A 22,689-nucleotide genomic window follows, 5' to 3' on the forward strand; every position below is an offset into this window, starting at 1 on the left:
AACATGATTTCAATAAACATATTGGACTATTCGCCAGTGGACGAAAATTACGATGCACAAGAAGCATTGATTCAGACAACGGAGTTGGCAAAAAGAGCGGATCAACTTGGATATAAGAGATTTTGGGTATCAGAGCATCACCAAATGCAGTCCTTAGCAGGAAGTACTCCTGAACTGCTCATGATGCATCTTGCGGCTTCAACAAATCACATAAGAATCGGTTCTGGAGGAGTGATGCTTCCTCATTATAGCTCGTATAAAGTGGCTGAAAACTTCCGGATGCTAGAGGCTCTGTACCCTAATCGTATTGACTTAGGTATAGGAAGAGCTCCCGGAGCAAATAGATTAGTCACTCACGCACTTAATGAAGAGAAAACTAGACCACTTTCCTATGAGCAACAAGTTATGGATCTAAAAAGTTTCTTAACGAATGATTTTCCAGAAGAACATCGTTTCAAAGATTTGTTCACTACGCCTGATATTTCTACAACTCCTGAAATGTGGGTCTTGGGTGGGGGAGGAGGAAGTGCCAAAATAGCTGCTGACAATGGCGCTGCATATACGTTTGCTCATTTTATTAATCCTTATGGAGAAGGGATAAGAGCAATAAATCACTATCGAGAAAACTTTAAACCATCCAAATTGTTTAAAGAACCTCATGTAATGATTGCTGTATTTGCTGTAATCGCAGAAACAAATGAAGAGGCAGAAGAGCTCGCAAAAGCATTTGATTTATGGCTTTTGAAAGCTGAGTCTGCACAAATTCCAAATTCTTACCCTTCAATTGAAACTGCAAAGATCTATTCATACAGTTCATTTGAGAAAGAAACTATTCATCGTAATCGCAGTCGCGTTGTAGTTGGTGATGTAAATCATGTTAAGGAACAAATTGAGAATCTTGCAAAAAAATATGGAGTGAACGAAGTAACTATTCTGCCAAATATCTCAGGAGCTAATAATAGAGTTAAATCTATTGAACTGCTGGCGCGAGCTTTTAATTTGAAAGAATTATAATTTTTATTAAGGATTAGAAAAACGGAGCACAACTATCAAATTTATCATTGAAGGGGAAGTCAAAAATGTTGAATTTAAATGAATCATTAAACGATAATCTAAGCTTAGAACAAAGAATAGCTCGGTTAGAAGATATTGAAGCAATCAAACAGTTAAAGTATCAGTACGCACGTTATTGTGATAACCATTATGACCCGGATGGAATCGCCTCATTATTCATACCAGATGGACATTGGTTAGTTACTGGTATTGGTGGCGAGGCAACAGGCCATGATGAGATAAAGAAGCATTTCGTTGCAGCTTCTAAGGATATTGTATGGGTCGTACATTATATAACGTCACCAGAAATCGTAATAGCTTCTGATGGGAATAGTGCTATTGGAAAGTTTTATTTGAACTGTCTTGCTACCATTATTAATAAAAATGATAGATCCCAAGAAGACGCAGTAGTAATGACCGGGAACTATGTTGATCATTTCGTTAAGGTAAATGGAAAGTGGTACTTCAAAAAATTAAGCGGTGCTATAACTCAAGCGTCTGAATGGACAGATGGTTGGGTTCGTAAGCCTTGGATTGATTGAAGTATTCCTGCGTTATAAACCATTAGAGGGTAAAAGCTAAAATATAACAACCCACAGCCAAGATCATATTTATTATAAATCTCGGCTGTGGGTTGTTATTTATTTGTAATGAATATTATGATAATGGTTCATATCGCTAGTCATTGGATGCTCATGTGTGACATGGAAAGGGTTTGGAAAGTGCCACAGCAATTGTCAGAGTCTAACCGTATAAACACAGTTTCTTCCTCCCGCTAATATGTACTCCCCCCGTTCAATATGAACATTATTACCTAGAACAGTTTTAAATAGATGTAACTCATTTTTGCATAACCCGGTACATACAGCAGCAGCTTCACAGATCGGGCAATGTTTCTCAATGAATAAAAGACTGCCATCATCCTGCTCCTTAACCTCGGCCATATACCCTTCACTTGTTCGAATCTCAGCTAGTTTCTCCAGCTTCACTCTAACGTCTGCTGTATCACCAAGATGCTGAAGATATTGTTCTTGCATATTCTTATTTCGAACAGCCAGCAGCTTGTCCAGCCCCTCGTTTCCGAAAGCTTCTTTCATGGAATGGATCAGACTGACGGATAAATCCGAATATCCGCTTGGAAAAAACCGATCGGCCGCGGGTGTTAAGATCCATAGCTTGGTGGGTCGCCCCATGGGACGGGACTCTTCTTTATTAGTAACCAGCCCTTCTTCTTTCAGCGCATTCAAATGTTGACGAATAGCCATTCCAGATAGCGAAAACTGCGAGGAGAGTGCCATAACATCCATTCCCCCTTGCTGCTTTAACAGATCAATGATCGCTCTTCGGGTCTTGGTTGAGACATCCTTTTTGGTTTGATTTCGGCTCAAGGTGCACCTCCTTTTGAAGCAACTAAATCTACATCACAGACTACATTTTAAACAAAAATGTTGACAAAGTCAAAGCTGAACTGTAGCTTAGACATTATAAACAAAAATGTTTACTAAGTGTCCGGATACGATGTATACATACCAATTTTCTTGGAGGTCACATTTCATGTCGTCTAATCATCAAAGTATTTTCAGCCCACGTTATTTTGCACTATCCATAGGTATTATTCTGTCAGTGATGGCCGTTGGATTCGAAGGCCTGTCCGTAACCACCATTGCTCCTTCAATTGCTGGAGATTTGAACGGCCTTAGCCTGTTTGGCTGGATATTCAGTACGTATCTGCTTGCGCAGATTATCGGGACTCTGGTCGTCGGTCGAATCATAGATAGAAGAGGACCTGCAGTACCGTTCACTATCGCACTTCTTTTGTTTATCGTTGGGTTGATTGCTGCCGCAACATCAGGCGATATGTATACCATGATAGGATCACGGGCCATGCAGGGTTTGGGTGCCGGAGCTATGATGACTTGTGTGTACACAGCAATATCCTTAAGCTACCCGGATGAATTACGCGCCAAAATACTCGGAGCATTTGGTACGGCCTATGTTCTTCCGTCCATGCTCGGTCCATACGTTGCAGGTCTTATCGCAGATCAGTGGTCCTGGCGGTTTGTTTTCTGGGGAATATTACCGATCCTGATAATTTCAGCACTGCTTAGTTTACCTGCGTTCACGAAATTAAAAACACCGAAGACGCAAGGGGATATCGGAGCTTCATCAACTTGGAATGCGTTACTGTTAACGATGGGTACAGGGATTTTCTTAGTTGGTCTAAGCATGCTTCCGAGCATTATGGGATTTGTTTTAGTCATTATCGGCTTAGTACTTATGATATTTCCGCTCCGCAAACTGCTACCGAAGGGAACTCTTACGCTTCGAAGAGGCATGCCAGCTATTCTGGCAACACGTGGGCTGTTCTTCGCTGCCTATACCAGCACACAGAATTTCTTGGTATTGGCTCTAATCGATGTGAAAGGAATAACGCCTTCTCAGGCCGGATTGATTGTAGCGAGTGCTGCGTTGAGTTGGTGCGTCATAGCGTATCTGCAAGGACGGTGGGATTCGGCTGATCAGGGCCGTGGACGGCATACGCGAATTATTCTGGGTGTATTGCTGCTTGCCATAGGAATTACTATCGTATTTTGGATACCCATTGTGACCGTTACCGTAGCAGTTATTGGACAGATCATCGCTGGAATCGGCATTGGATTGGCGCATCCGATTAGCGGTGTTGTGGCGTTTTCTCAGACAGGAGAAGGAGGTGTCGGCAACACCTCGGCTAATCTGCAATTTGCGGATTCTTTTACACCCGGTGTAGTTATCGGGATCGGCGGTTCCATCCTTGTGGTTTGTCAGGCTGGCGGAATGTCACTCCAATCCGGATTAATTGTAGCAATGGGTTTCCATCTCTTGTTGATTGTAATGAGTTTATTTGCGAGCACTCGGATCTCACCAGTAGCTGAACAAATAGGAACAGGTATCCAATCTTTAGGTTTGAAAAACAAATAAACGAAGGAGGAGTTCACAATGATCATCGAGGTCAGTGACAAAGCATCAGAAAAAATCGCCGAAATCTTATCAAGTGCGAATATCCGAAATCCATTTCTAAGAGTAGGTGTTGATGAAGGGGGATGCAGTGGACTATCCTATACCCTAGTCGTGGATGAGCAGCAAGCAGAAGAGGATATTATATTAAATAAACAAGATTTTAGTATATTGGTTCACCCGAATAGTATTCCATATATTGACGGTCTTGAAATTGACTATGAAGAGAGTGGAATGGTAGGCGGATTCACTATGAATAACCCTAATGCAAAAGCTTCATGTGGATGCGGAGCCAGTTTCAGAATGGCCAATTATCGTGGCGAAATAAAAAAATGTGATTAAACAGCAGGAAGGAGAGAAGAGGAATGATATCATTTGCAGTATCCGAAAAAGCATTGGATTCATTTAAGAATGAATGGGGTTTGGAAGAGGGGCAATATGTAAGAATTTACGCAAAATATGCCGGTGGAGGCTCTGATGCTTTCACTGTTGGAATTAATGCAAGTGCTACACCGATCGATCCCGCATGGGTTCAATCCATTGGCGGATTTCATTTCTTTGTTGAAAAAACTGATGTTTGGATTTTACAGGATGAACTTCTTCAAATTGATTGTAATGAAAACGGCATATTTTCAAGCAAAATCTCCTGAGCATCTTCTTGGGTTGCAGTGTACAGTAGAATATCTACTACACTTCTAGCAATTTCGCATACTATTGTCTATACTGTTTTAAATAAATATCAGAATTGGATCTGATTTTTATAAGAAGCATGGTGCTAGGAAGCAGGTGCAGAGCATTGATAAATTTGGACAAATTAGCAAAGGCATTTACTAAAGGTGTCTATGAAATAGAAGATAGAAGCCGCTTAGTCATCCAGCCCAAAAGCTTATTAAGTGAATTCACCACCGTTAAGCATGGATTTCTATTTATCATTCGCGGGGGAGCCAGAATATGTGTGAATGGAACGGTATATGAATTACGGCCAGGATCAGTTTTTCATGCTGCTCCGGGCATGCAGATGGATTCGCAGGTTATAGGACAATCTGAGCTCGAGTATTACTCCCTTTTTTATAAATTGGATATGCCGGAAGAATTGAATAGTACTCACGAATTTGACTCTCATTTCAAGCTGGAGCCGGGAGCGAATCTAAAAATTATTGAATTACTAATTATGCTCCATCAGAATGCCCATCCATCCGGAGAAATTGGGAAGCTGCGTATCAAGGAGTTGTTCTTAAGCCTGATGCACCAGGTTCTGATTGCGTGCAGTTACAGAGAGAACGATCGTTCTCCGAATCAAAGAATGGTAGACGAAGCCCTTGCGTATATTAAACTTCATTATATGAATTCACTTACACTCGGTGAGTTAGCGGAACAGCATGCAATGAGTGCCAACCGCTTCTCTTACCTCTTTCATAAATATACGGGACTACGACCCATCGACTATGTTGTTAATTATCGTTTGGAACGGGCCTGTGAATTACTCAAAGCAGGTAATTTTCCTATCCGCGAGATTGCTGACCGTGTCGGTTATGACAATCCACTATATTTCAGCCGATTATTCAAAAAGAAATTCGGTGTTTCTCCCTCTGCCTATAAATAATGTACATAATGAGCTTCTTGTACTTGAACTACGTCTGCAGCTACTGGTGATAAGCCAGAAGTGCAGACTTTTTTTATTTAGATTAAATAATGATGCATGCTGGATTTGAGATTTGTACATTTGAATTTATTTAAATTTTTGATAAACTCACCTTTGTAACTGAGAATCATTATCAGTAAATTGATTTATAAATGAAAGGCTGGTAGATATGACAGAAAAAAGACCCAAACAATTATGTATTGGCTTGTCCTTAAATGCAACCTGGATGAAAGGAGACGGCTGGCGGCACCCGGATAGCGGAGTAGAAAAGATGGATTCTATTGATTACTATATTGATTTGGCAAAAATGGCTGAGAATTCAAAGCTCGATTTTCTTTTCAGAGCTGATTATCTGTATGTTAGCCCGCAGATGTTAGGAGATTCCTCAAATTTCGGCAGCCCAGACCCTGCATTGTTTTTTGCAGCGATAGCTCGTGAAACCGAGCGGATCGGACTGGTAACGACGATTTCCACTACTTTTAATCCGCCGTATGTTGTTGCAAGGCAGCTGCAGTCCTTACACTGGCTGAGCAATGGACGCGCCGGCTGGAATATTGTCACTTCTATTGAAGGCGCCGATAATTTCAGCGCCTCACCCATGCCGTCACCGGAAGAGAGATATGCCATGGCTATGGAGTTCACGGATGTTGTATGCAAGCTTTGGGAGAGTTTTCCGAATGAAGCGATTGTTATCGACCGTCAGTCAGGTATGTTTTCGGATAAGGATAAAGTGACTGCCATTAATCATTCCGGGGAATTTTTCAGTGTAAAAGGGCCGCTTACTTTGCCTGCTCACAAGTCAGGAACGCCGCCGCTATTCCAAGCTGGGGCTTCGGAAATTGGACGGAATTTCGCCTCATCTGTAGCTGATGCTATTTTTGCCGCAATGCCGGATATCGAATCGGGAGTGGAACTAAGGAATGATCTGAGAAGAAGAGCGGCTGAGCAGGGCCGTGATCCGGATGCTATCAAAGTTTTGCCGGGCTTATATTTTTTCCTGGCCGATACGCGCGAAGAAGCACTTGAATTACATAAAGCTGCACATGCGAATTTAAGCCTTGAACGCAGACATGCATCGCTCAAATCGGTGCTGGGTCTTGACTTAAGCGGTTATCCCTTAGATAAGCGAGTAACTGCCGATATGTTACCCGATTCCAGTCAGGCTGTCCGCAGCCGGACTCATGCCGAATTGTTACGGCGGTATATGATCAAAAACCAGCCTACAGTGAAAGAAATCTTGGACAGGCCGGAGGTTGTCGGATCTGCACACTGGGTATCTGTCGGGACAGTCGAGGATGTGCTGAACGATATTATTGAACGGTTTGAAGCGGGGGCTATAGATGGCTTCATCGCCCTGCCAGGCGGCTCGGAACAATCTATGGAGCTGTTTTTTGAGAAGTTGGTACCGGAGCTGGTTGAAAGAGACTTATTCCGGAGCGAATATACGGGTAGCACTTTCCGTGAGCATTTAGGGATTTAAAAAAGAGAAATGAGGCGATTGAACGATGCATGAAGAGGAATTGTTTGATGTTACGATTATTGGCGGCGGTCCGGCTGGATTATTTGCTGCATTTTATAGCGGACTCCGTGAAATGAAAACCAAAATTATAGAATTCCAACCTGTGCTTGGCGGCAAGGTGCATGTCTATCCGGAAAAGATGATCTGGGACGTGGGAGGCTTACAGCCTATTCTTGGCTCGCAGCTTATTGAACAAATGGTTGGTCAAGGGATGACTTTCCAACCGGAGGTTGCCTTTAATGAAAAGGTCACATCCATCTCGCAAGATGAAGCAGGTTACTTTATTTTACACACGGCCGCAAACCGGAAGCATTTCACTAAAACTGTCATATTGGCCATTGGAGGAGGCATTCTGAAGCCGGTCAAGCTCGAAATCAAGGGTGCCGAAAGATTCGAAATCACAAATTTGCATTATACGGTGAAGTCACTTGCCCGCTTTAAAGAGAAGACTGTCCTAATATCGGGAGGCGGCCATTCTGCTGTAGACTGGGCGAATGAACTGGCTCCGATTGCCAAAAAGGTGTTTCTGACGTACCGGAAAGAGAACTTAAAGGGGCATGAAGCCGATATTTCACGCTTGGCAAACAATGGCGTAGAGTGCTTGTTAAATACTTCAATCGAAAAGTTGATTGCAACACCGGATCACGAAAGAATAGGGACTGTACTGCTAAAAAGTAATGACAACGGAGAGGGATTTGAGCTGTCTGTCGATGAGGTCATCATTAATCACGGTTATGAGCGCGACAAAGAACTGCTGGTGAACAGTGAAATTAAAATGGATCTGTGGGAACACCGGATTTCAGGATCAGTAATGAGCGGGACATCCGTGCCGGGTATTTATGCGGCAGGGGATGTTCTACATCATGAGGGGAAACTGCACCTGATCGCGGGGGCATTCCAGGATGCTGCCAATGCGGTAAACCAAGCCAAACAATACATCACACCGGAGGCAAATTCGTCCGGGATGGTGTCTTCACATAATGACCTGTTCACGCAGAAAAACCGTGATTTAATGAAGCATTTATACAGACAGTAATGATAACAACTCAAGGGGGAGCCAAATGAAAAGACTATATGGATGGATTGCATCCTTAATTATACTAGCAGGATTACTGGCTGGGTGTTCCGAAACTTCAGTCACGCCTACACCAGAAGTTGGCAAGATCGAAGAAGCAGGATGGCCAAGAACAATTGCGGATGCCAGCGACAATGGAGTGGTGCTCGAGACACGACCTGAGCGTATAGCGGTTCTGCATCCCTTGTATTTAGATTACTTTTTTGCTCTTGATACGCCTCCAATCGCATCAACTAACGCAGCGGAAGCGATGAAGGATTTTGCTACTTTACAGCCTTACGCTGGAACTGCTGAAATCATTGATTTGGGCAGCAGCAATGCGAATCTGGAAATGATCATGGATGCAAAGCCTGATGTGATTGTAACCTTCAAGGGTTCTGTTGATAGCAATTATGAAGAGTTGAATAAGATTGCACCAGTCATCTTAATTGACTACACCGATACCTGGGAAAAAACGACGATGCTGTGTGCTCAGATTGTTGGTAAAGAGACATTAGCGGAACAAGCCATTAAGGAAACCCAAGAAATGATTGCAAAAACAAAAGAACAGCTAAGTAGTCTTGAGAATAAAACCTTTGCTTTACTACGGGTCGACGGAAAAGCTAATTTTAATGCTCAAGGCTCTAAAAACACGATGTACTACAATCAAACTGTAGGCTTCGGGTTGTTGCCACCGAAGGGATATCCTGAAGAGGGAGGGGCCCTTTCTCTGGAAGGGATATACAGCATGAATCCTGATTATATTATTATCCAGCATGATATGAATATCGCAAAGGCAGCCATCAAGGACAAGGAAACTTCGAACGTGTGGAACTCACTGGAAGCAGTGAAAAATAATCATGTTCTTATCTTTGATAACTCACTTAATAGCGCAAGTATCCTGGCTGTCCGTTTGGCTGCAGATCATTTTCTGCAATTGGCGTCTGAACAATAAATTTATATTAAAAAATCCGATTGCACCTTTTAGGGCAATCGGATTTTTGTTATTAAGTTAAATATCTTGACTATTATTGATAATGGTTATCATTTATGATGAGGATTAGACAGATAACGGAGGGGTAGTCATTATGCACAAAAGCAATCAAATATTGCTTTGGGACCAAGCGACGGTCAAGTTATTGGATGTGCGCCATATTGAAAGGGTTCAAGGCGAAATTCTTCATAAGTACAAGATTCCTGCCAGTATATTTTTACTTTCGGTACAAGGGAGCGCTCAAGTTCAGTTAGATCACTCTGAATTTTCTTTTACAGGATTTCAAGTCCTGCATAGCGGGAAAGGGGCGATACTTAATATTGTTCCGACAAGTAAGAATTTTGTTTACTATATCATTTATTACCGTGCATGGATTCAAGAGGAGGATCTGTTCCAATCACAATATTGTTTTTCCCCTGATGCACCCATTTTACTTTATAACAAAATGCAATTGATGTATCTAAAATGGAACGAGCAAGAAGAGAGACTCAACGTAAAATCACTTTTTTATCAATTCATTCATCAGGTTTTAAAAGAATTACATAGAAAAGAGACTGAGGTGAAACAGACCAGTGTTGCAGTCCAAGTAATCACCTACATTCAGGAGTACTATGCGGAGCCAATTACATTAGATTCTCTTGCGGAAGTATTTAATTTCAGTGCTTATCATTTGTCATCCTTGTTTAAAGAGTACACAGGTATGAGTCCGATTGATTACTTAATTCGGTTTCGGCTTGAACTTGCAACAGAGCTTCTAATAACAACAGATGCTTCGGTCGGTGAAATATCAGCAAGCGTTGGTTATAAAGACGTATATTATTTCAGCCGAATTTTCAAGAAAAGAAAAGGTGTATCCCCTGCACATTTTAGAACAAAAGAGTCACAGCGGCCAAAAGTTGCTGAAAGTCCATTAAACTTCCCCACATCCTCTATTTTTGAACCCATCGTTCAACAGTATATTAATAATGATAATCATTATCATAATACGGAAAAAGGGGAATTACATATGTTTAAAATGACAAAATCTCAGACGACGGCCGCTTTACTGCTTTGCGGTTCTCTATTATTAGGTGCTTGCTCAAGTGGGACGGGTACTGCTACGAAGGAACAAAGTAATGGGAATGGAACCGTAAATCAAACAACATCAGAAGAAAGTACGAACACTCGAATAGTATCAACGCCTAAGGGAGATGTGGAAGTACCAGCAGAGCCGAAAAGAGTGGCGGCTGACCAATATATGGGGCATTTATTGAAATTAGGAATTGTACCCATCGGAGCAAGAACGTTTATGCTGGATGAAGGCTGGATGGAAAAAGCGGACATACCCAAAGAAACGATCGAGAAAATTGAGGATTTAGGGGATTTCCCTTTAAATCTGGAAAAATTAACGATGCTAGATCCGGACTTAATTATCGGTTCGATCGATGAGAACATAGAACAATATGAGAAAATTGGGACCACTGTATTTCTGCCTTATTGGGAGGGGTTAAAAACAGCAGGGCCGCTTGATAAATTTAGGAGTGTAAGCAGAATATTCGGAAAAGAAAAAGAAGCAGAAGAATGGATTACGGAATATGAACAGAAAGTAGCTGAAGCAAAGTCTAAACTTGCCGGGGTTATCAAGGAAGGGGAAACCGTTTCGATTGTTCAGTTTTCACAAAAGGCGGTATACGTCTTAGCGGCAAAGGGAGGAAACTATGGTTCTTCCACTATATATAATATGCTTCAGCTGCCTCCAACAGAAAGTGCAAAAAATATGGCGGAGGGATTTGAATCGATTTCATTAGAAGTGCTTCCAGAATATTTAGGTGATTATGTTTTTGTTTATAATGGCGATGCGGATGCTACCAATAAAGCAATGGAAAGTAACATATGGAAAGGCATCCCTGCAGTGAAAAATGGCAAAGTTTATTTGTATGGTGATAATTATCATGATGAATTCGTAATGGAAGATCCTTTTTCATTAGAGCTTCAGCTTGATACGATTGTGAATTTGTTACTTGGCACTAGTAAATAGTTTAATAGATATACTTAAGCCACTGATGTTTCTGGAATATTGATACCAGGACAACAAGCAGAAACTGCCAGCGGCGACATAGGAAGAGAGCGAAACGGAGCATTTATCCGTTTCGTTTTTTTTTGCTAATATCCCGATAGTCCAATCCTTCATCATAAGCCTCAGCAACTGTGACTTTTTTCATAATACCCTTTCTATATTCGACCCGTTTTATAGGCCAAAAGTATAATTTTTACAGCAGTTTACATAAATCTATCTTTTTTTTAATTGTTTTGAGATAGGATAGTAGATGTCTAGCAGGTGGGTATTTATGGTAATTACTCACCGGACTATATCTTGAGGAGGAAGGGTATGAAGGAGAAGAATTCAGTTTGGAAAAAGAGGCTGATGAACAGCACTCTAGCTGTGGCGGTGGCCGTACCACTTCAGCTGTTCACGTTCGGAGCCGGTTCGGCGGTATTCGCAGAAGGACCAAACGATCCTGCGCCGTACATTGAGGCCAAAGTCGTCAATGAGCATGCAGGCCAGAAGATCCTGTTCGACAACACCCATGAGCAGACTGCGGGAGCAGCCGATTGGGTGATTGACGGCGCTTTTTCAGACTTTGGGAATGCCCTTGCCCAGGAAGGCTATTATGTCAAAGAACTCCGCAAGACGACTCCAATTACTTTGAGTGATCTTTCCGATTATGATGTCTACATCGTCGCCGAATCCAACGTGCCCTACAAAGCAAGCGAGCAGCTTGCGATGGCGGAATATGTGGAGGATGGCGGCAGTATTTTCTTCATCGGCGACCATTATAACGCCGACCGCAACAAAAACCGCTGGGATGGTTCAGAAGCTTTCAACGGCTACCGCCGTGGAGCGTGGGACAATCCAGCCAAAGGCATGAATGCCGATGAGGTCGCTTCTTCAGCCATGCAGGGTGTGGTTAGCTCTGACTGGCTGGCGGACGAGTTCGGTGTCCGTTTCCGCTACAATGCGCTTGGCGACATTAACGCAACCAACGTCGTGGCTCCCGATCAAGCCTTCGGCATTACAACGGGCGTATCAGCGGTAGCTATGCATGCCGGTTCCACGCTGGCCATTCTAGACCCAGCCCGTGCGAAAGGTATCGTCTACCTGCCGCAAACCAATGCTGCCTGGGCCAATGCCGTAGACCAGGGGGTCTATAACGGCGGCGGTGTGGCAGAAGGTCCCTATGTGGCAGTTGCTAAAAAAGGCGCCGGCAAGGCAGCCTTCATCGGTGACTCATCTCCTGTAGAGGATGCAACACCGAAATACCTGCGCGAAGATACCGGCGCCAAGAAAACAACTTACGATGGCTTCAAGGAAGTAGACGATGCCACACTGCTGGTTAACACCGTGAACTGGCTCGCCGAGCAGGAGAGCTATACGGATTTCACCCAGGTGAATGGCCTGACGCTAGATCAGCCGACAACACTGCTGCCATTCGAGGAGCCGGCGCTGTCCACTGAGCCGCAGCCGGAGCCTTGGGCTCAACCTAATGCTGGCTACAAATGGTATGATCGCAGCACCTTCAAAGCAGGCTCCTACGGCGGACCGGCAGCCACTGCAAGTGCGGTTTATAACTTCACGCACCAGGCTGTGCTGCCAAATGCACAGAATTTTCAGATTCGGGTGAGTGCAGATAATCTTCCTGCAGGCACAAGCGTATCCGGCTTCCAGGTAGGTGTCTACCAGGTAAGCAGCGGCGCCCAAATCGCCAAGATTCAGAACAGCGACGGTACCTGGCCAAGCAGCTACGGCTATAGCTCCTCATTCAATCTGACAGCTGATCTGAACGGTCATGCCTATAAGGATCTGACGATCCAGATCAAGCCGGGCACCACAGCTGCATCCAATCTGCGCCTTCGCCAGAACAGTACAAACCTCAAGACTGAATCGGTGACGCTGGGCAATGTTCCTGCTGAACCGCTTCCGGCTGAGGAAGATCCCATTCCGGCTACAATCTCTATCAGCGACTCCCGGGCTAAGGCAGCCGGATCACTGGTAACGGTGGAGGGGACCGTGACGACTGAGCCGGGTATCTTCGGCGGACAGTCCTTCTATCTCCAAGATGGAACCGGTGGGGTTTATGTCTTTCAGAGTCAGAGCGGCTTCCACGTGGGCGATAAGGTCAAGGTAACAGCATCCACCGCATTGTACAACACAGAGCAGGAGCTGACAGAAGCAGTGCAAATTGCGAAGACGGGCACGGCGACACTGCCGCAGCCGATTGCAGCGAGCATGGTGAATGATGCCAACCAAGGCCAATTGGTTCAACTGAACGGTGTGACCGTGGCGAACATTATCAACGCTACGCCAAGCGGCTCCTTTGAATTCGACGCCGTCAATGCCGACGGGACAAGCAATCATGTGCGCGTGGATGCCCGGACAGGCATTACTAAGGATATCTTCCCTTATACAGAGGGACAGAAACTTAATATTACAGGTGTTGCCGCAATTTTTAAAGGCATCTACCAGCTCAAGCCGAGAAGCCTCGATGACTTCGCCGCAGCAGCAGAAGAGGGGGCTCCGGTAACAACGGCGACGCTTTCTGCCGAGCCTAATGATTCCGGCTGGTTTAACCAGCCGGTCACCGTTACCCTGAAGGCGAATACAGATACAGCTAATGTTTATTACTCGCTGAACGGCAACAAGGACGCTGAGTACAGTACACCTGTGGACCTGAAGGAAGACGGGCGGCATACATTGACATACCATGCTGTGCCGGCAAAAGGCAAAGCGGAAGATCTAAAGACGCTGAACCTCAATATTGATACGGCTCCACCGGTTGCCGAACTGAAAGAATCCGGTCATGAGGTGAGAGATGTAGAAGAAGGAGCACAGCTTTCCTTTGAATTGACTGCTGACGATGTATTGTCAGGTGTCACCTCGAAACAGCTTCTATTAGATGGAAGACCGATTGCCGAAGGCCAGACCCTGAGCGCCGCCGATTTAGGCGCCGGCCCCCACACCGTGAAATACATCGTGCATGACGCAGCCGGCAATACGACTGAAAAGAGCAATACGTTCCAGGTTATTGGCGGCCAGGTGATTGCGACTGGTAAGCCAGGACAAGCTGTGCTATCCTCCAACAGCAGCTATGCTAATGGACTTAGTGATGGTAACTATACAGTCACCATGAACCTATGGTGGGGTAATAACGGCACGAGTTACAAACTCTATGAGAACGGCACACTGATTGATTCCAAGACACTGAAAGATGTATCGCCGGCTGCCCAGACGGCAAGTACAGAGCTTCATGGTAAGGTGAACGGCACTTATGTTTACACTGCGGAGTTAATCAACAAATATGGCACGACCAAGAGCGATCCGCTTACGGTCACCATAAGTGACTCCGCGCCGGGCAAGCCGATACTATCCGAAGATAACTGGGACGGAGATGGCACCTATAAGGTGTCGATGAATCTGTGGTGGGGGACTAACGCTACAGAATACCGCCTGTATGAGAACGGGGAGCTCATCGACTCGCAGCCGCTGAATGCCCATACGCCTTCGGCACAAAGTGCAGCAACCACTATCAGCGGACGCACTGCCGGTGTGTACGAATATCGGGCGGAGCTGGTCAACGCGGCGGGAGTGACTGCCAGTGATACGATCAAGGTAACGGTCATCCGCTAAACAGACTGACAGTAACAATAAAAGTAAAAAACGAAGAGCGCTGGATTCCAGGCCGCTCTTCGTTTTTTACTTTACCATTAGTTCAATTGTGCCTCGCAAAAAGCCCTGGTTCGCACCAGGGCTGCAAATCATGTGGATTATAGGCCGCTATCATCGGTAGTTTCGTAACCATAGTCGAAGGTCTCGATAGTACCATCATCATATTGAAGTGTGAGCTGGTCAATAATAATCGTATGTATTGTATTCTGATATGTAAAATCACTGAAAATAAATAAAGTATCATTGGGCTCAACCGGCCCCACATATTTAAGTGAAAAGCTGCTCTTGCCGTTCAGCTGATCATTGGAAGGATCGCCTACTGGATTAAACGTGCTGATGTGGGCTGTGTAATAATTGATCCTTTTTCCAGTTAAGTTGTCAGCTTCCCAAGTAAGCTTAACAGCATCGGCAGAGTTCGTACTATACTTGAATTCTAATGGCGCACCAATCCCTTGCCCGGATGGGGTATCTGCTACTGACAGATCTTCAGAGTCATCACCAACGGGTCCAGTATCATCGTCCGAAGGCATATCTTCCAAGACAACGGCTTCCGGGGAAGGTGAAGGTAAAGATTCAGTAGGATTGGATCCAGTAGTGTTGGATTCAGCAGCAATAGCAGCTTTATCTACGGTACTAGGCGGTATTTCTTCGATAACGGGATTACTTGCCACAGTCTGCCCATTCAAGCGTGTTTCAACGCTAGGGGCCACGTAAATCCCTAAAAGAAAAGCTATCATGATGGATAAAACATAGATGAGGACTAGATTGAACCGACTCAAATACACACTTCCTTTATTGTTATTTTTAATATGAACCTACTTATAATGACATGATTCCTAAGGATTTGACAATATTATTGTGAAAAATAGTTGCGACTGTGCAGAGACCAAATGTTTAAAGATCAACTCATTTAATAGGGGTTGATTTTTTTATGTCCTACATAAAATAAATCAATTTAAGACTATTAATTTAAATAGATTATGCTATAATCGTAATTATTACGATTAAGATTTTGGAGTTGAATGCCATCAATCGATACTTGTTGCAACGCTTATTGCAGCTCATCCCCGTGCTGCTCGGCATCTCTTGCATTACCTTTGCGCTGATGCATTTAACACCAGGTGATCCAGCGGAGATCATGCTGCGTGCTGACGGCATCAAACCTACGCAGGAAGCTATTGAGGCGACCAGACATACACTTGGTCTGGATGGTCCTGTACATAAGCAATATTTTCACTGGTTGAACCGGGTATCCCATCTCGATTTTGGCTTATCTTACAGCAGCGGTCGTCCAGTGTTCACAGAGCTGATGAGTCGTTTTCCGGCAACTATACTGCTCAGTGCCTGTTCCGTATTGTCCGCTATTCTTATTGCCCTGCCGATAGGAGTGGGGTCTGCATTATATCCGGGTAGAATGCTTGATCGACTGGGAAGAGTATGTGCAATGCTCAGTGTTTCAATGCCAGGATACTGGCTAAGTCTGCTTCTGATTTATTATGGTGCGGTGAAGTTTAAGCTATTTCCTGTGATGGGAATGGATGAGGTATCCAGTGTCATTCTACCTGCCTTCACACTAGGATTTGGTATGGCAGGAGTCTACATCCGCTTGATTCGTTCCAGTCTCCTAGACGTTTTGGGCAAGCGTTACATCACAGCAGCTAGAGCTAAGGGGCTGCAGGAATGGAGAATAATCATTCGGCATGCACTTCGTAATGCGCTTCTTCCGAGTCTTACCCTCCTTGGGGTTAACATAGCGGGGCTATTAGGCGGTTCCGTTATTGTTGAAACTATATTTTCTTGGCCGGGAATTGGTAAGTATGCCGTTGAGGCGATTTTTGCGAAAGACTATATTGTCATTCAGGGTTACGTATTATGGATGGCTGTTGTCGTTGTCCTGATTAACTTGACAGTGGATTTATTACATCTGCTGCTGGATCCGCGAATCAGGCTGCGGTGACGATTTAGAAGGAGCGGATTGTCATATTTCGTATTAGCTTATTTAAGAATAAGGGAGCAAGGTTAGGAGCGGGCATAGTACTTTTGTTCATATCCGTTGGACTCTTTGCCCCATGGCTTTCACCTTCCGATCCGCTGCAGATTCACATGGAACACAAACTGGCTATACCTTCCTGGCAATACCCGCTCGGTACGGATCATCTGGGACGCTGTGTCTTATCCCGATTAATCTATGGGACCCGAACCTCCCTAAATTATTCGTTTATGGTGTTGATCGTTGTTTTTGCGATTAGCATCCCTGTTGGTTTACTGGCTGGTTACGCTGGCGGCAAGATCGATCATTTGATTATGCGGATCATAGATATATTGCTTGCCTTTCCCAGCTTAATCCTATCACTTGCTATTACAGCCATGCTAGGTCCCAGTATGAAGAATCTGCTAATCGCATTTGCTGCTGTCTGGTGGACGGGGTATGCCAGAGTGATACGCAGTATGGTCCTTCAAATCAAGGAAAGTGAATATATTACAGCGGCCAAAGCGTTAGGCACTTCTCATTTACAAATTATTTTCAGGCATATTCTGCTGAACGCAGCCCGGCCTATTCTGGTTCTTGCTTCTATGGAAGTGGGTACGATTATGCTCTCCATTGCGGGTTTGTCCTTTCTGGGTTTGGGAGCTCAGCCGCCTACACCGGAATGGGGAGTAATGCTGAACGACAGCCGTGCCTATATTCAAACGGAGCCGCGGTTGATGCTATTTCCGGGAATGATGATCATGCTGGCGGTTCTGGGCTTTAATCTGTTGGGAGAAGGCTTGCGACAACCAGAGCGTGCTTTCAATTCTGTAGTAAAGTGGGGGGCCAGAATATGATGGCAGAGTCTCCACTGCTGAAGGTCAGTCATTTACGCACCTGCTTTCACACAGGCAGTTATAAAGTTACAGCGGTTGATGATGTCAGTATCGAGGTGAAATCCCGGCAGATTGTCGCACTTGTAGGTGAGAGCGGAAGCGGTAAAAGTGTTACGGCAATGTCCATATTAGGATTAGTAGATTCTCCAGGCATAGTTGAGAGTGGAGAAATCTGGCTTAAGGGTAACAATCTACGTGAGTGCTCCAGCCGTCAGTTACAGAAGCTTCGGGGAACAGAAATGGCTGTTATCTTTCAAGATCCTATGAACGCGCTGAATCCGGTACTTACTATTGGCAGGCAGATCATGGAGACGATTAAACTGCACAAGCGTATATCGGGAAAAGAAGCAAAGCTGCTTGCCATGAGGCAGATGGAGCAAGCAGGGCTCAGCGAGCCTAAATTGCTTTTCAATAAATATCCTTTTCAAATTAGCGGTGGTATGTGTCAAAGAGTAATGATCGCCATCGCCCTGGTATCCGGAGCACAATTGCTAATTGCAGATGAGCCTACAACGGCATTGGATGTAACCATTCAAGCCCAGATTCTTAAAGAGCTGGACCGAATCAGATGGACGAACAATGTCGGCATTCTATTAATTACCCATGATCTTGGCGTTGTTGCGGAGCTTGCAGATTATGTATATGTGATGAAGTCCGGGAAGATTGTGGAATCAGGCAATGTGTTTGAACTCTTTTCTAATCCCGTGCATCCCTATACTAAATACTTAATGGAGTGCAGATAACAACGGTAATATTACATTTTTCAGGGACGTGGTGATCTTGAAGTTATTGGAAGCGGTAAGCCTGAACAAGAAATATGAGTTGGAAAGGGGGTGGTTCACACGTAAAGCCAGAAGTGTTCATGCCGTCAACAACCTGTCTCTCAGTCTGGAGAGCGGTGAGACCCTTGGTTTAGTGGGGGAAAGTGGCTGTGGTAAGAGCACTTTGGCCAGACTTCTGCTGGGACTGGAGAAACCCTCCTCCGGAAGAGTTATGTACCGGAACGAGGATTATACGGATTGGACCTTTAGCGAAATGCGCATGATCCGCAGGAAGATGCAGATGGTGTTTCAGAACAGTCTGGCTTCATTTAATCCGTTGTTTACGGTAGAGCAGATTATCGGGGAGCCTCTTCAGAACTACGGAGAGAGGAAGGCTGGAGCCCGCAGGGCCACGGTAGCAGACACACTTGAGCTTGTGGGACTTGAACGGCAGCATATTCACCGCTATCCGCATGAACTCAGCGGCGGACAGCAGCAAAGGGTCGGAATTGCGCGCGCAATCGCCTTGCGGCCGGAGCTGATTATCTGCGATGAACCTTTCTCAAGTCTCGATGTCACCCTGCGAAAGCAAATGATGGATCTGCTGCAGGAGTTGAAGCATGAGCTGGGATTATCCTATGTATTCATTACACATGACTTGTCAGTTGTAAATCGTTTTTGCGACAGTGTGGCTGTAATGTGTCAAGGGGAAATTGTAGAGAAGCAATCGGGTGCAACCATATTGCAGCAAGCAGACCACCCTTATACAAGAACATTGCTCTCCTCGGTACCTGTGCAGGACCCCCGCTTAAGAAAGAAGAGACTGGGAGAGGAGTGGCAACCCAGCCATTCCTATGATGTTAAGTAGAGAAAGGATGTACCAAGAATGAGAACGAACCCTAAGACAAAAAAACTATTATCAAAATCGTTATTCTTTATGCTTCTTGTAATAGTTGTGTTGATATCAGGTTGCAGCAACAGTAATAACAGCAATTCTACGGCTAGAGCCAATAATACCGCCAATAATGAAGCTGCACAAGGATCTGAAGCTCAGGACAAGACAGTCACTGTTGCTATATCGTCTGATGCCGGTATAGACCGATTGGATGCCGGTGCCTATGATGGTTCGATGAATGTGCACGCGATGATATATGAGGGGTTAGTGGAGTATGGTGAAAAAGGCGAAATACTGCCGTCGCTTGCGGAGTCTTGGGATATTTCAGAAGATGGGAAAGTATATACGTTCCATCTTCGCCATGACGTCAAATTCTCTGACGGTACGGAGTTTAATGCCGACGCGGTTAAATTCTCCTTCGAACGCTGGATTAAGGATCCAGCCAATTCGTTAAATGTAGCAACTGCGATGCAATCCCTTGTTGTTGTGGACGAACATACGATTACAATGACATTCAACAAAGCGTATTATCCCTTCTTAACCGAGTTATCCTTTGCAAGACCGGTCCGAATTATCAGCCCTTCCGCTGTGGAACCCGCAGGAGATATTACGGGTAAATTCATCAAAGCGATTGGAACTGGCGCATGGATGGCAGAGAGCTACAAAACAGATCAGGAAGCCATACTCGTCAGAAATCCGAATTATTGGGGAGAAATGCCGAAGCTGTCGAAAATTATTTTGAAGGTAATCCCAGATCCACAGTCCAGAGTACTAGCGCTGCAAGCTGGAGACATTGACATTGCCGGGGGACAAATGGGAAAGATTCCAGTCGAAAGCGTGCCAGTGATTGAAGCGGATTCTTCACTGACCTTGCAAAAAGCACAAGGAACAAGCTCTCATTTCATGATCTTTAACTACAAAACGCCCGCACTTCAAGATCTGAATGTGCGCAAAGCTATCAATTTGGCAATTAATAAAAAAAACATTGTCGAAGATCTTATGGACGGTATCGGCAGTGAAGCTCAAAGCCTGTTCCCGCTGACAGTTCCTTATGTGACGGAGTCCAATAATACTTGGTACGGCTTTGATTTGCTGGAAGCGAAGCAACTGCTAGCAGCTGCCGGTTACACGGATTCGGACGGAGATGGAATTGTACAGAAGGACGGAGCGCCGCTTGAGCTTAATTTCGTGCTGCAGCAGGCTGAATATCCCGAATGGAAGTCGATTAGTGAACTGGTTCAGTCTGAGTTAAAGGAGATTGGCATTAGAGTGAATCTTCAGGTTCTTGAGCCGAATGCCTATTACGATGCCTTATGGACAAGCAAAGCCTATGATCTAATCATGTACCGGACTTATGATGATGCCTATAATCCGCATGCATTCTTGCTGTCCCTATTTCATAAAACAGCTGACGCATCTGCTGTCGTATGGTCTGATCCTGGACTAGAATCACTGATTGACACAGCAGTAGGAACAACCGATATTCAGGAACGTCAGACCGCATATGACTCCATTTTCTCCAAATTGTATCAGGAGGCTATGTTTGCAGCTATTTATTTTCCTGACGATATCTTGGCAGTAAATAATAGAGTGACTGGATTTAAACCGGGGTACTCCACCTTTATGCCGGTCTTCTGGAATCTACTCGACATAGGAGAAAAATGATGTTAAAAGAGATTTCGAAATACTGGACATCAAGCTCGGAGAGTTATGACAAAGTCATACAGACTCAATTCCGCAGCAAAAAAACCATAAACCTCTGGAAACAACTGCTTATTAAAGGGTTGGGAACAACTCCCCAGCAAAAGGTGCTGGATGTGGGAACAGGGCCTGGCTTTTTCTCCATACTCTTATCACAGATGGGTCATCTGCCTACAGCGGTGGATACCTCTCAGGGAATGATCGATAGAGCTTCACGAAATTTTGAGAGTTATGGATATAAAGTTCCAGCTTATGTCGCTGATGCTGCCGATTTGCATATGGAGCTAGAGAATAGCTTTGAGGCAGTGGTCTGCAGGGATGTAGTATGGACGCTTCCTGATCCACAGAGGGCTTATGCTGAATGGTATCGGATTCTAAAACCGGGCGGGACCCTGATTATTTTTGACGGCAACTATTTGTATAAAGAGAGCAAGACTGTATTCCATAGACTTTGGTATGCCTTGTCCTGGACACTGATTCTGCTCACAGAACAAAGAATCCGCCAGCGAAGCAGTCAAGATAAAAGCCTGCTAAGCGAGTTGCCATATGTTAATGTATTACGGCCTGAAGCTGACGAGACAGCGCTGAAACAGGCCGGGTTCCGAACCATAGATGTTCACCGGAACTTTATCCCTGCCCGTGCGATGCCGCTAGATTATTTGAAATACGGTTACCAGAATGTAAACCGGTTCATGATACTTGCCAAGAAGGAGTGAATGATAAATGGGTTTCCTGGCTTCTTCTCTGTGATTCTTTCGAGTGCCGGGCATCTGGTTACTGCGATCGATTGTACCGACAATATGCTGGAAGAAGCACGTGCCCACTCCATTCGGGAAGGTGTAACCGTTACTTTCCGCAAGATGGATTCGCACAAGCTTGACTTTGCTGCGGAGAGCTTCGATCTAATCGTGTGCCGCAATGTCACCTGGAGCCTTACCGATCCGCAGTCAGCCTACAAAGAGTGGAGAAGAGTACTTAAGCCTGGGGGACGGCTGCTGGTTTTTGATGCCAACTGGAATCGCCATCTCTGGGACGAAGAGATGCAGCAAAAGCGAGTAGAGGATCAGCAAACCTATGTAGATAAGGGCTTTGGTGAACTCCCGCATCACAAGGACATAGAGGAGACAGACCGTCTGAGTCTTGTATTGCCGCTGACCAGAGAATGGCGTCCCGAGTGGGATATACGGACTCTCAAAAAAGAAGGCTTCGCTAATATTTTTGCTGAAGAGAATTTGAACTCAAAAATTCTGGATGAGAAACAGCAAGTCTTAAACCGGTCAACACCGATATTCATGATTTGTGCTGAGAAATAATAGAAAAGTGAGAACCTACACATATTAAATGAAGTATACAATAAAAAGCAGCGATCTCTAATGAGAGGCGCTGCTTTTTGAGTAAAGGACAAGAACATTATTTCATTTCCGATTTGATGTTAATCTAAAACTTCTTTTTTTTGGGCTTGTTCATATTCCGTTCATATTGTCGTCACGAAGAGTACATCTTGATT

Annotated in this window: 20 protein-coding genes; 18 read left to right on the forward strand and 2 right to left on the reverse strand. The window is 44.7% G+C overall.

From position 1 onward, the window contains the following. Positions 1 to 3: 3 nt before the first annotated feature. Positions 4 to 1,014 (forward strand): LLM class flavin-dependent oxidoreductase, encoded by a 1,011-nt coding sequence (locus MHI25_RS16135; protein ID WP_340393577.1) that lies wholly within the window; start codon positions 4 to 6, stop codon positions 1,012 to 1,014. A gap of 65 nt (positions 1,015 to 1,079) precedes the next feature. Beyond that, positions 1,080 to 1,595, forward strand: a complete 516-nt coding sequence (locus MHI25_RS16140; RefSeq protein WP_076130512.1) for a nuclear transport factor 2 family protein — start codon at positions 1,080 to 1,082, stop codon at positions 1,593 to 1,595. A gap of 195 nt (positions 1,596 to 1,790) precedes the next feature. On the opposite strand, the gene MHI25_RS16145 is transcribed toward MHI25_RS16140, so the two are convergent. Continuing rightward, positions 1,791 to 2,441, reverse strand: coding sequence for a metalloregulator ArsR/SmtB family transcription factor (locus tag MHI25_RS16145; protein ID WP_076130513.1), 651 nt, complete (start codon positions 2,439 to 2,441; stop codon positions 1,791 to 1,793). 166 nt (positions 2,442 to 2,607) lie between these two features. On the opposite strand from MHI25_RS16145, the gene MHI25_RS16150 reads away from it, so the two are divergent. The 9 genes from MHI25_RS16150 (at position 2,608) to MHI25_RS16190 (ending at position 14,921) form a co-directional block, all read left to right on the forward strand. Continuing rightward, entirely contained in the window at positions 2,608 to 4,011 is a 1,404-nt protein-coding gene (locus MHI25_RS16150; RefSeq protein ID WP_340393581.1) for an MFS transporter, read from the forward strand. Positions 4,012 to 4,032: 21 nt separating this feature from the next. Continuing rightward, positions 4,033 to 4,389, forward strand: a complete 357-nt coding sequence (locus MHI25_RS16155; RefSeq protein WP_076130520.1) for an iron-sulfur cluster assembly accessory protein — start codon at positions 4,033 to 4,035, stop codon at positions 4,387 to 4,389. Between the two features lie 23 nt (positions 4,390 to 4,412). After that, positions 4,413 to 4,697, forward strand: coding sequence for a hypothetical protein (locus MHI25_RS16160; protein WP_076217679.1), 285 nt, complete (start codon positions 4,413 to 4,415; stop codon positions 4,695 to 4,697). Between the two features lie 155 nt (positions 4,698 to 4,852). Next, entirely contained in the window at positions 4,853 to 5,650 is a 798-nt protein-coding gene (locus tag MHI25_RS16165; RefSeq protein ID WP_254848963.1) for an AraC family transcriptional regulator, read from the forward strand. A gap of 208 nt (positions 5,651 to 5,858) precedes the next feature. Beyond that, positions 5,859 to 7,169 carry an NtaA/DmoA family FMN-dependent monooxygenase gene (locus MHI25_RS16170; protein ID WP_340393584.1) on the forward strand — a complete coding sequence of 437 codons (1,311 nt, stop codon included), beginning with the start codon at positions 5,859 to 5,861 and terminating at the stop codon, positions 7,167 to 7,169. 25 nt (positions 7,170 to 7,194) lie between these two features. Then, the gene (locus tag MHI25_RS16175; RefSeq protein ID WP_076130518.1) at positions 7,195 to 8,244 is read left to right on the forward strand and encodes an NAD(P)/FAD-dependent oxidoreductase; all 1,050 of its coding nucleotides are present in this window, start codon (positions 7,195 to 7,197) and stop codon (positions 8,242 to 8,244) included. A 25-nt stretch (positions 8,245 to 8,269) separates the two neighbouring features. After that, the gene (locus tag MHI25_RS16180; protein WP_340393585.1) at positions 8,270 to 9,217 is read left to right on the forward strand and encodes an ABC transporter substrate-binding protein; all 948 of its coding nucleotides are present in this window, start codon (positions 8,270 to 8,272) and stop codon (positions 9,215 to 9,217) included. 133 nt (positions 9,218 to 9,350) lie between these two features. Then, positions 9,351 to 11,273, forward strand: coding sequence for an AraC family transcriptional regulator (locus tag MHI25_RS16185; RefSeq protein ID WP_340393586.1), 1,923 nt, complete (start codon positions 9,351 to 9,353; stop codon positions 11,271 to 11,273). A gap of 351 nt (positions 11,274 to 11,624) precedes the next feature. Continuing rightward, the gene (locus MHI25_RS16190; RefSeq protein WP_340393587.1) at positions 11,625 to 14,921 is read left to right on the forward strand and encodes a chitinase N-terminal domain-containing protein; all 3,297 of its coding nucleotides are present in this window, start codon (positions 11,625 to 11,627) and stop codon (positions 14,919 to 14,921) included. A gap of 137 nt (positions 14,922 to 15,058) precedes the next feature. On the opposite strand, the gene MHI25_RS16195 is transcribed toward MHI25_RS16190, so the two are convergent. Continuing rightward, positions 15,059 to 15,739, reverse strand: coding sequence for a hypothetical protein (locus MHI25_RS16195; RefSeq protein ID WP_340393589.1), 681 nt, complete (start codon positions 15,737 to 15,739; stop codon positions 15,059 to 15,061). Between the two features lie 263 nt (positions 15,740 to 16,002). On the opposite strand from MHI25_RS16195, the gene nikB reads away from it, so the two are divergent. Genes nikB through MHI25_RS16230 form a run of 7 tightly spaced genes read left to right on the forward strand, consistent with a single transcriptional unit; the run spans position 16,003 to position 22,495 of the window. Next, on the forward strand, positions 16,003 to 16,917 hold the full coding sequence (gene nikB / locus MHI25_RS16200; RefSeq protein ID WP_340393590.1) for a nickel ABC transporter permease: 915 nt from the start codon (positions 16,003 to 16,005) through the stop codon (positions 16,915 to 16,917). Between the two features lie 32 nt (positions 16,918 to 16,949). Continuing rightward, a complete protein-coding gene (gene nikC / locus MHI25_RS16205; protein ID WP_340395687.1) occupies positions 16,950 to 17,786 on the forward strand; it encodes a nickel transporter permease in 837 nt (278 codons plus the stop codon). After that, positions 17,783 to 18,568, forward strand: coding sequence for an ABC transporter ATP-binding protein (locus MHI25_RS16210; RefSeq protein ID WP_076126508.1), 786 nt, complete (start codon positions 17,783 to 17,785; stop codon positions 18,566 to 18,568). The genes nikC and MHI25_RS16210 overlap by 4 nt, the downstream gene beginning before the upstream one ends. A gap of 37 nt (positions 18,569 to 18,605) precedes the next feature. Continuing rightward, entirely contained in the window at positions 18,606 to 19,454 is an 849-nt protein-coding gene (locus MHI25_RS16215; RefSeq protein ID WP_248548638.1) for an ATP-binding cassette domain-containing protein, read from the forward strand. An 18-nt stretch (positions 19,455 to 19,472) separates the two neighbouring features. Then, entirely contained in the window at positions 19,473 to 21,146 is a 1,674-nt protein-coding gene (locus tag MHI25_RS16220; protein WP_340393595.1) for a nickel ABC transporter substrate-binding protein, read from the forward strand. After that, positions 21,146 to 21,898 carry a class I SAM-dependent methyltransferase gene (locus MHI25_RS16225; protein ID WP_076184908.1) on the forward strand — a complete coding sequence of 251 codons (753 nt, stop codon included), beginning with the start codon at positions 21,146 to 21,148 and terminating at the stop codon, positions 21,896 to 21,898. Before MHI25_RS16220 ends, MHI25_RS16225 begins: the two co-directional genes overlap by 1 nt. Further along, positions 21,899 to 22,495 carry a class I SAM-dependent methyltransferase gene (locus MHI25_RS16230; RefSeq protein WP_340393598.1) on the forward strand — a complete coding sequence of 199 codons (597 nt, stop codon included), beginning with the start codon at positions 21,899 to 21,901 and terminating at the stop codon, positions 22,493 to 22,495. Positions 22,496 to 22,689: the final 194 nt, after the last annotated feature.

The sequence above is a fragment of the Paenibacillus sp. FSL E2-0177 genome, assembly GCF_037992975.1.
Taxonomy (GTDB): domain Bacteria; phylum Bacillota; class Bacilli; order Paenibacillales; family Paenibacillaceae; genus Paenibacillus_AQ; species Paenibacillus_AQ odorifer.

Bases quoted from the DNA above. Each gene is read 5' to 3' on its own strand.
- MHI25_RS16135 (WP_340393577.1), top strand. From the start codon at position 4: ATGATTTCAATAAACATATTGGACTATTCGCCAGTGGACGAAAATTAC.
- MHI25_RS16140 (WP_076130512.1), top strand. From the start codon at position 1,080: ATGTTGAATTTAAATGAATCATTAAACGATAATCTAAGCTTAGAACAA.
- MHI25_RS16150 (WP_340393581.1), top strand. From the start codon at position 2,608: ATGTCGTCTAATCATCAAAGTATTTTCAGCCCACGTTATTTTGCACTA.
- MHI25_RS16160 (WP_076217679.1), top strand. From the start codon at position 4,413: ATGATATCATTTGCAGTATCCGAAAAAGCATTGGATTCATTTAAGAAT.
- MHI25_RS16170 (WP_340393584.1), top strand. From the start codon at position 5,859: ATGACAGAAAAAAGACCCAAACAATTATGTATTGGCTTGTCCTTAAAT.
- MHI25_RS16175 (WP_076130518.1), top strand. From the start codon at position 7,195: ATGCATGAAGAGGAATTGTTTGATGTTACGATTATTGGCGGCGGTCCG.
- MHI25_RS16180 (WP_340393585.1), top strand. From the start codon at position 8,270: ATGAAAAGACTATATGGATGGATTGCATCCTTAATTATACTAGCAGGA.
- MHI25_RS16185 (WP_340393586.1), top strand. From the start codon at position 9,351: ATGCACAAAAGCAATCAAATATTGCTTTGGGACCAAGCGACGGTCAAG.
- MHI25_RS16190 (WP_340393587.1), top strand. From the start codon at position 11,625: ATGAAGGAGAAGAATTCAGTTTGGAAAAAGAGGCTGATGAACAGCACT.
- MHI25_RS16210 (WP_076126508.1), top strand. From the start codon at position 17,783: ATGATGGCAGAGTCTCCACTGCTGAAGGTCAGTCATTTACGCACCTGC.
- MHI25_RS16220 (WP_340393595.1), top strand. From the start codon at position 19,473: ATGAGAACGAACCCTAAGACAAAAAAACTATTATCAAAATCGTTATTC.
- MHI25_RS16225 (WP_076184908.1), top strand. From the start codon at position 21,146: ATGTTAAAAGAGATTTCGAAATACTGGACATCAAGCTCGGAGAGTTAT.
- MHI25_RS16230 (WP_340393598.1), top strand. From the start codon at position 21,899: ATGATAAATGGGTTTCCTGGCTTCTTCTCTGTGATTCTTTCGAGTGCC.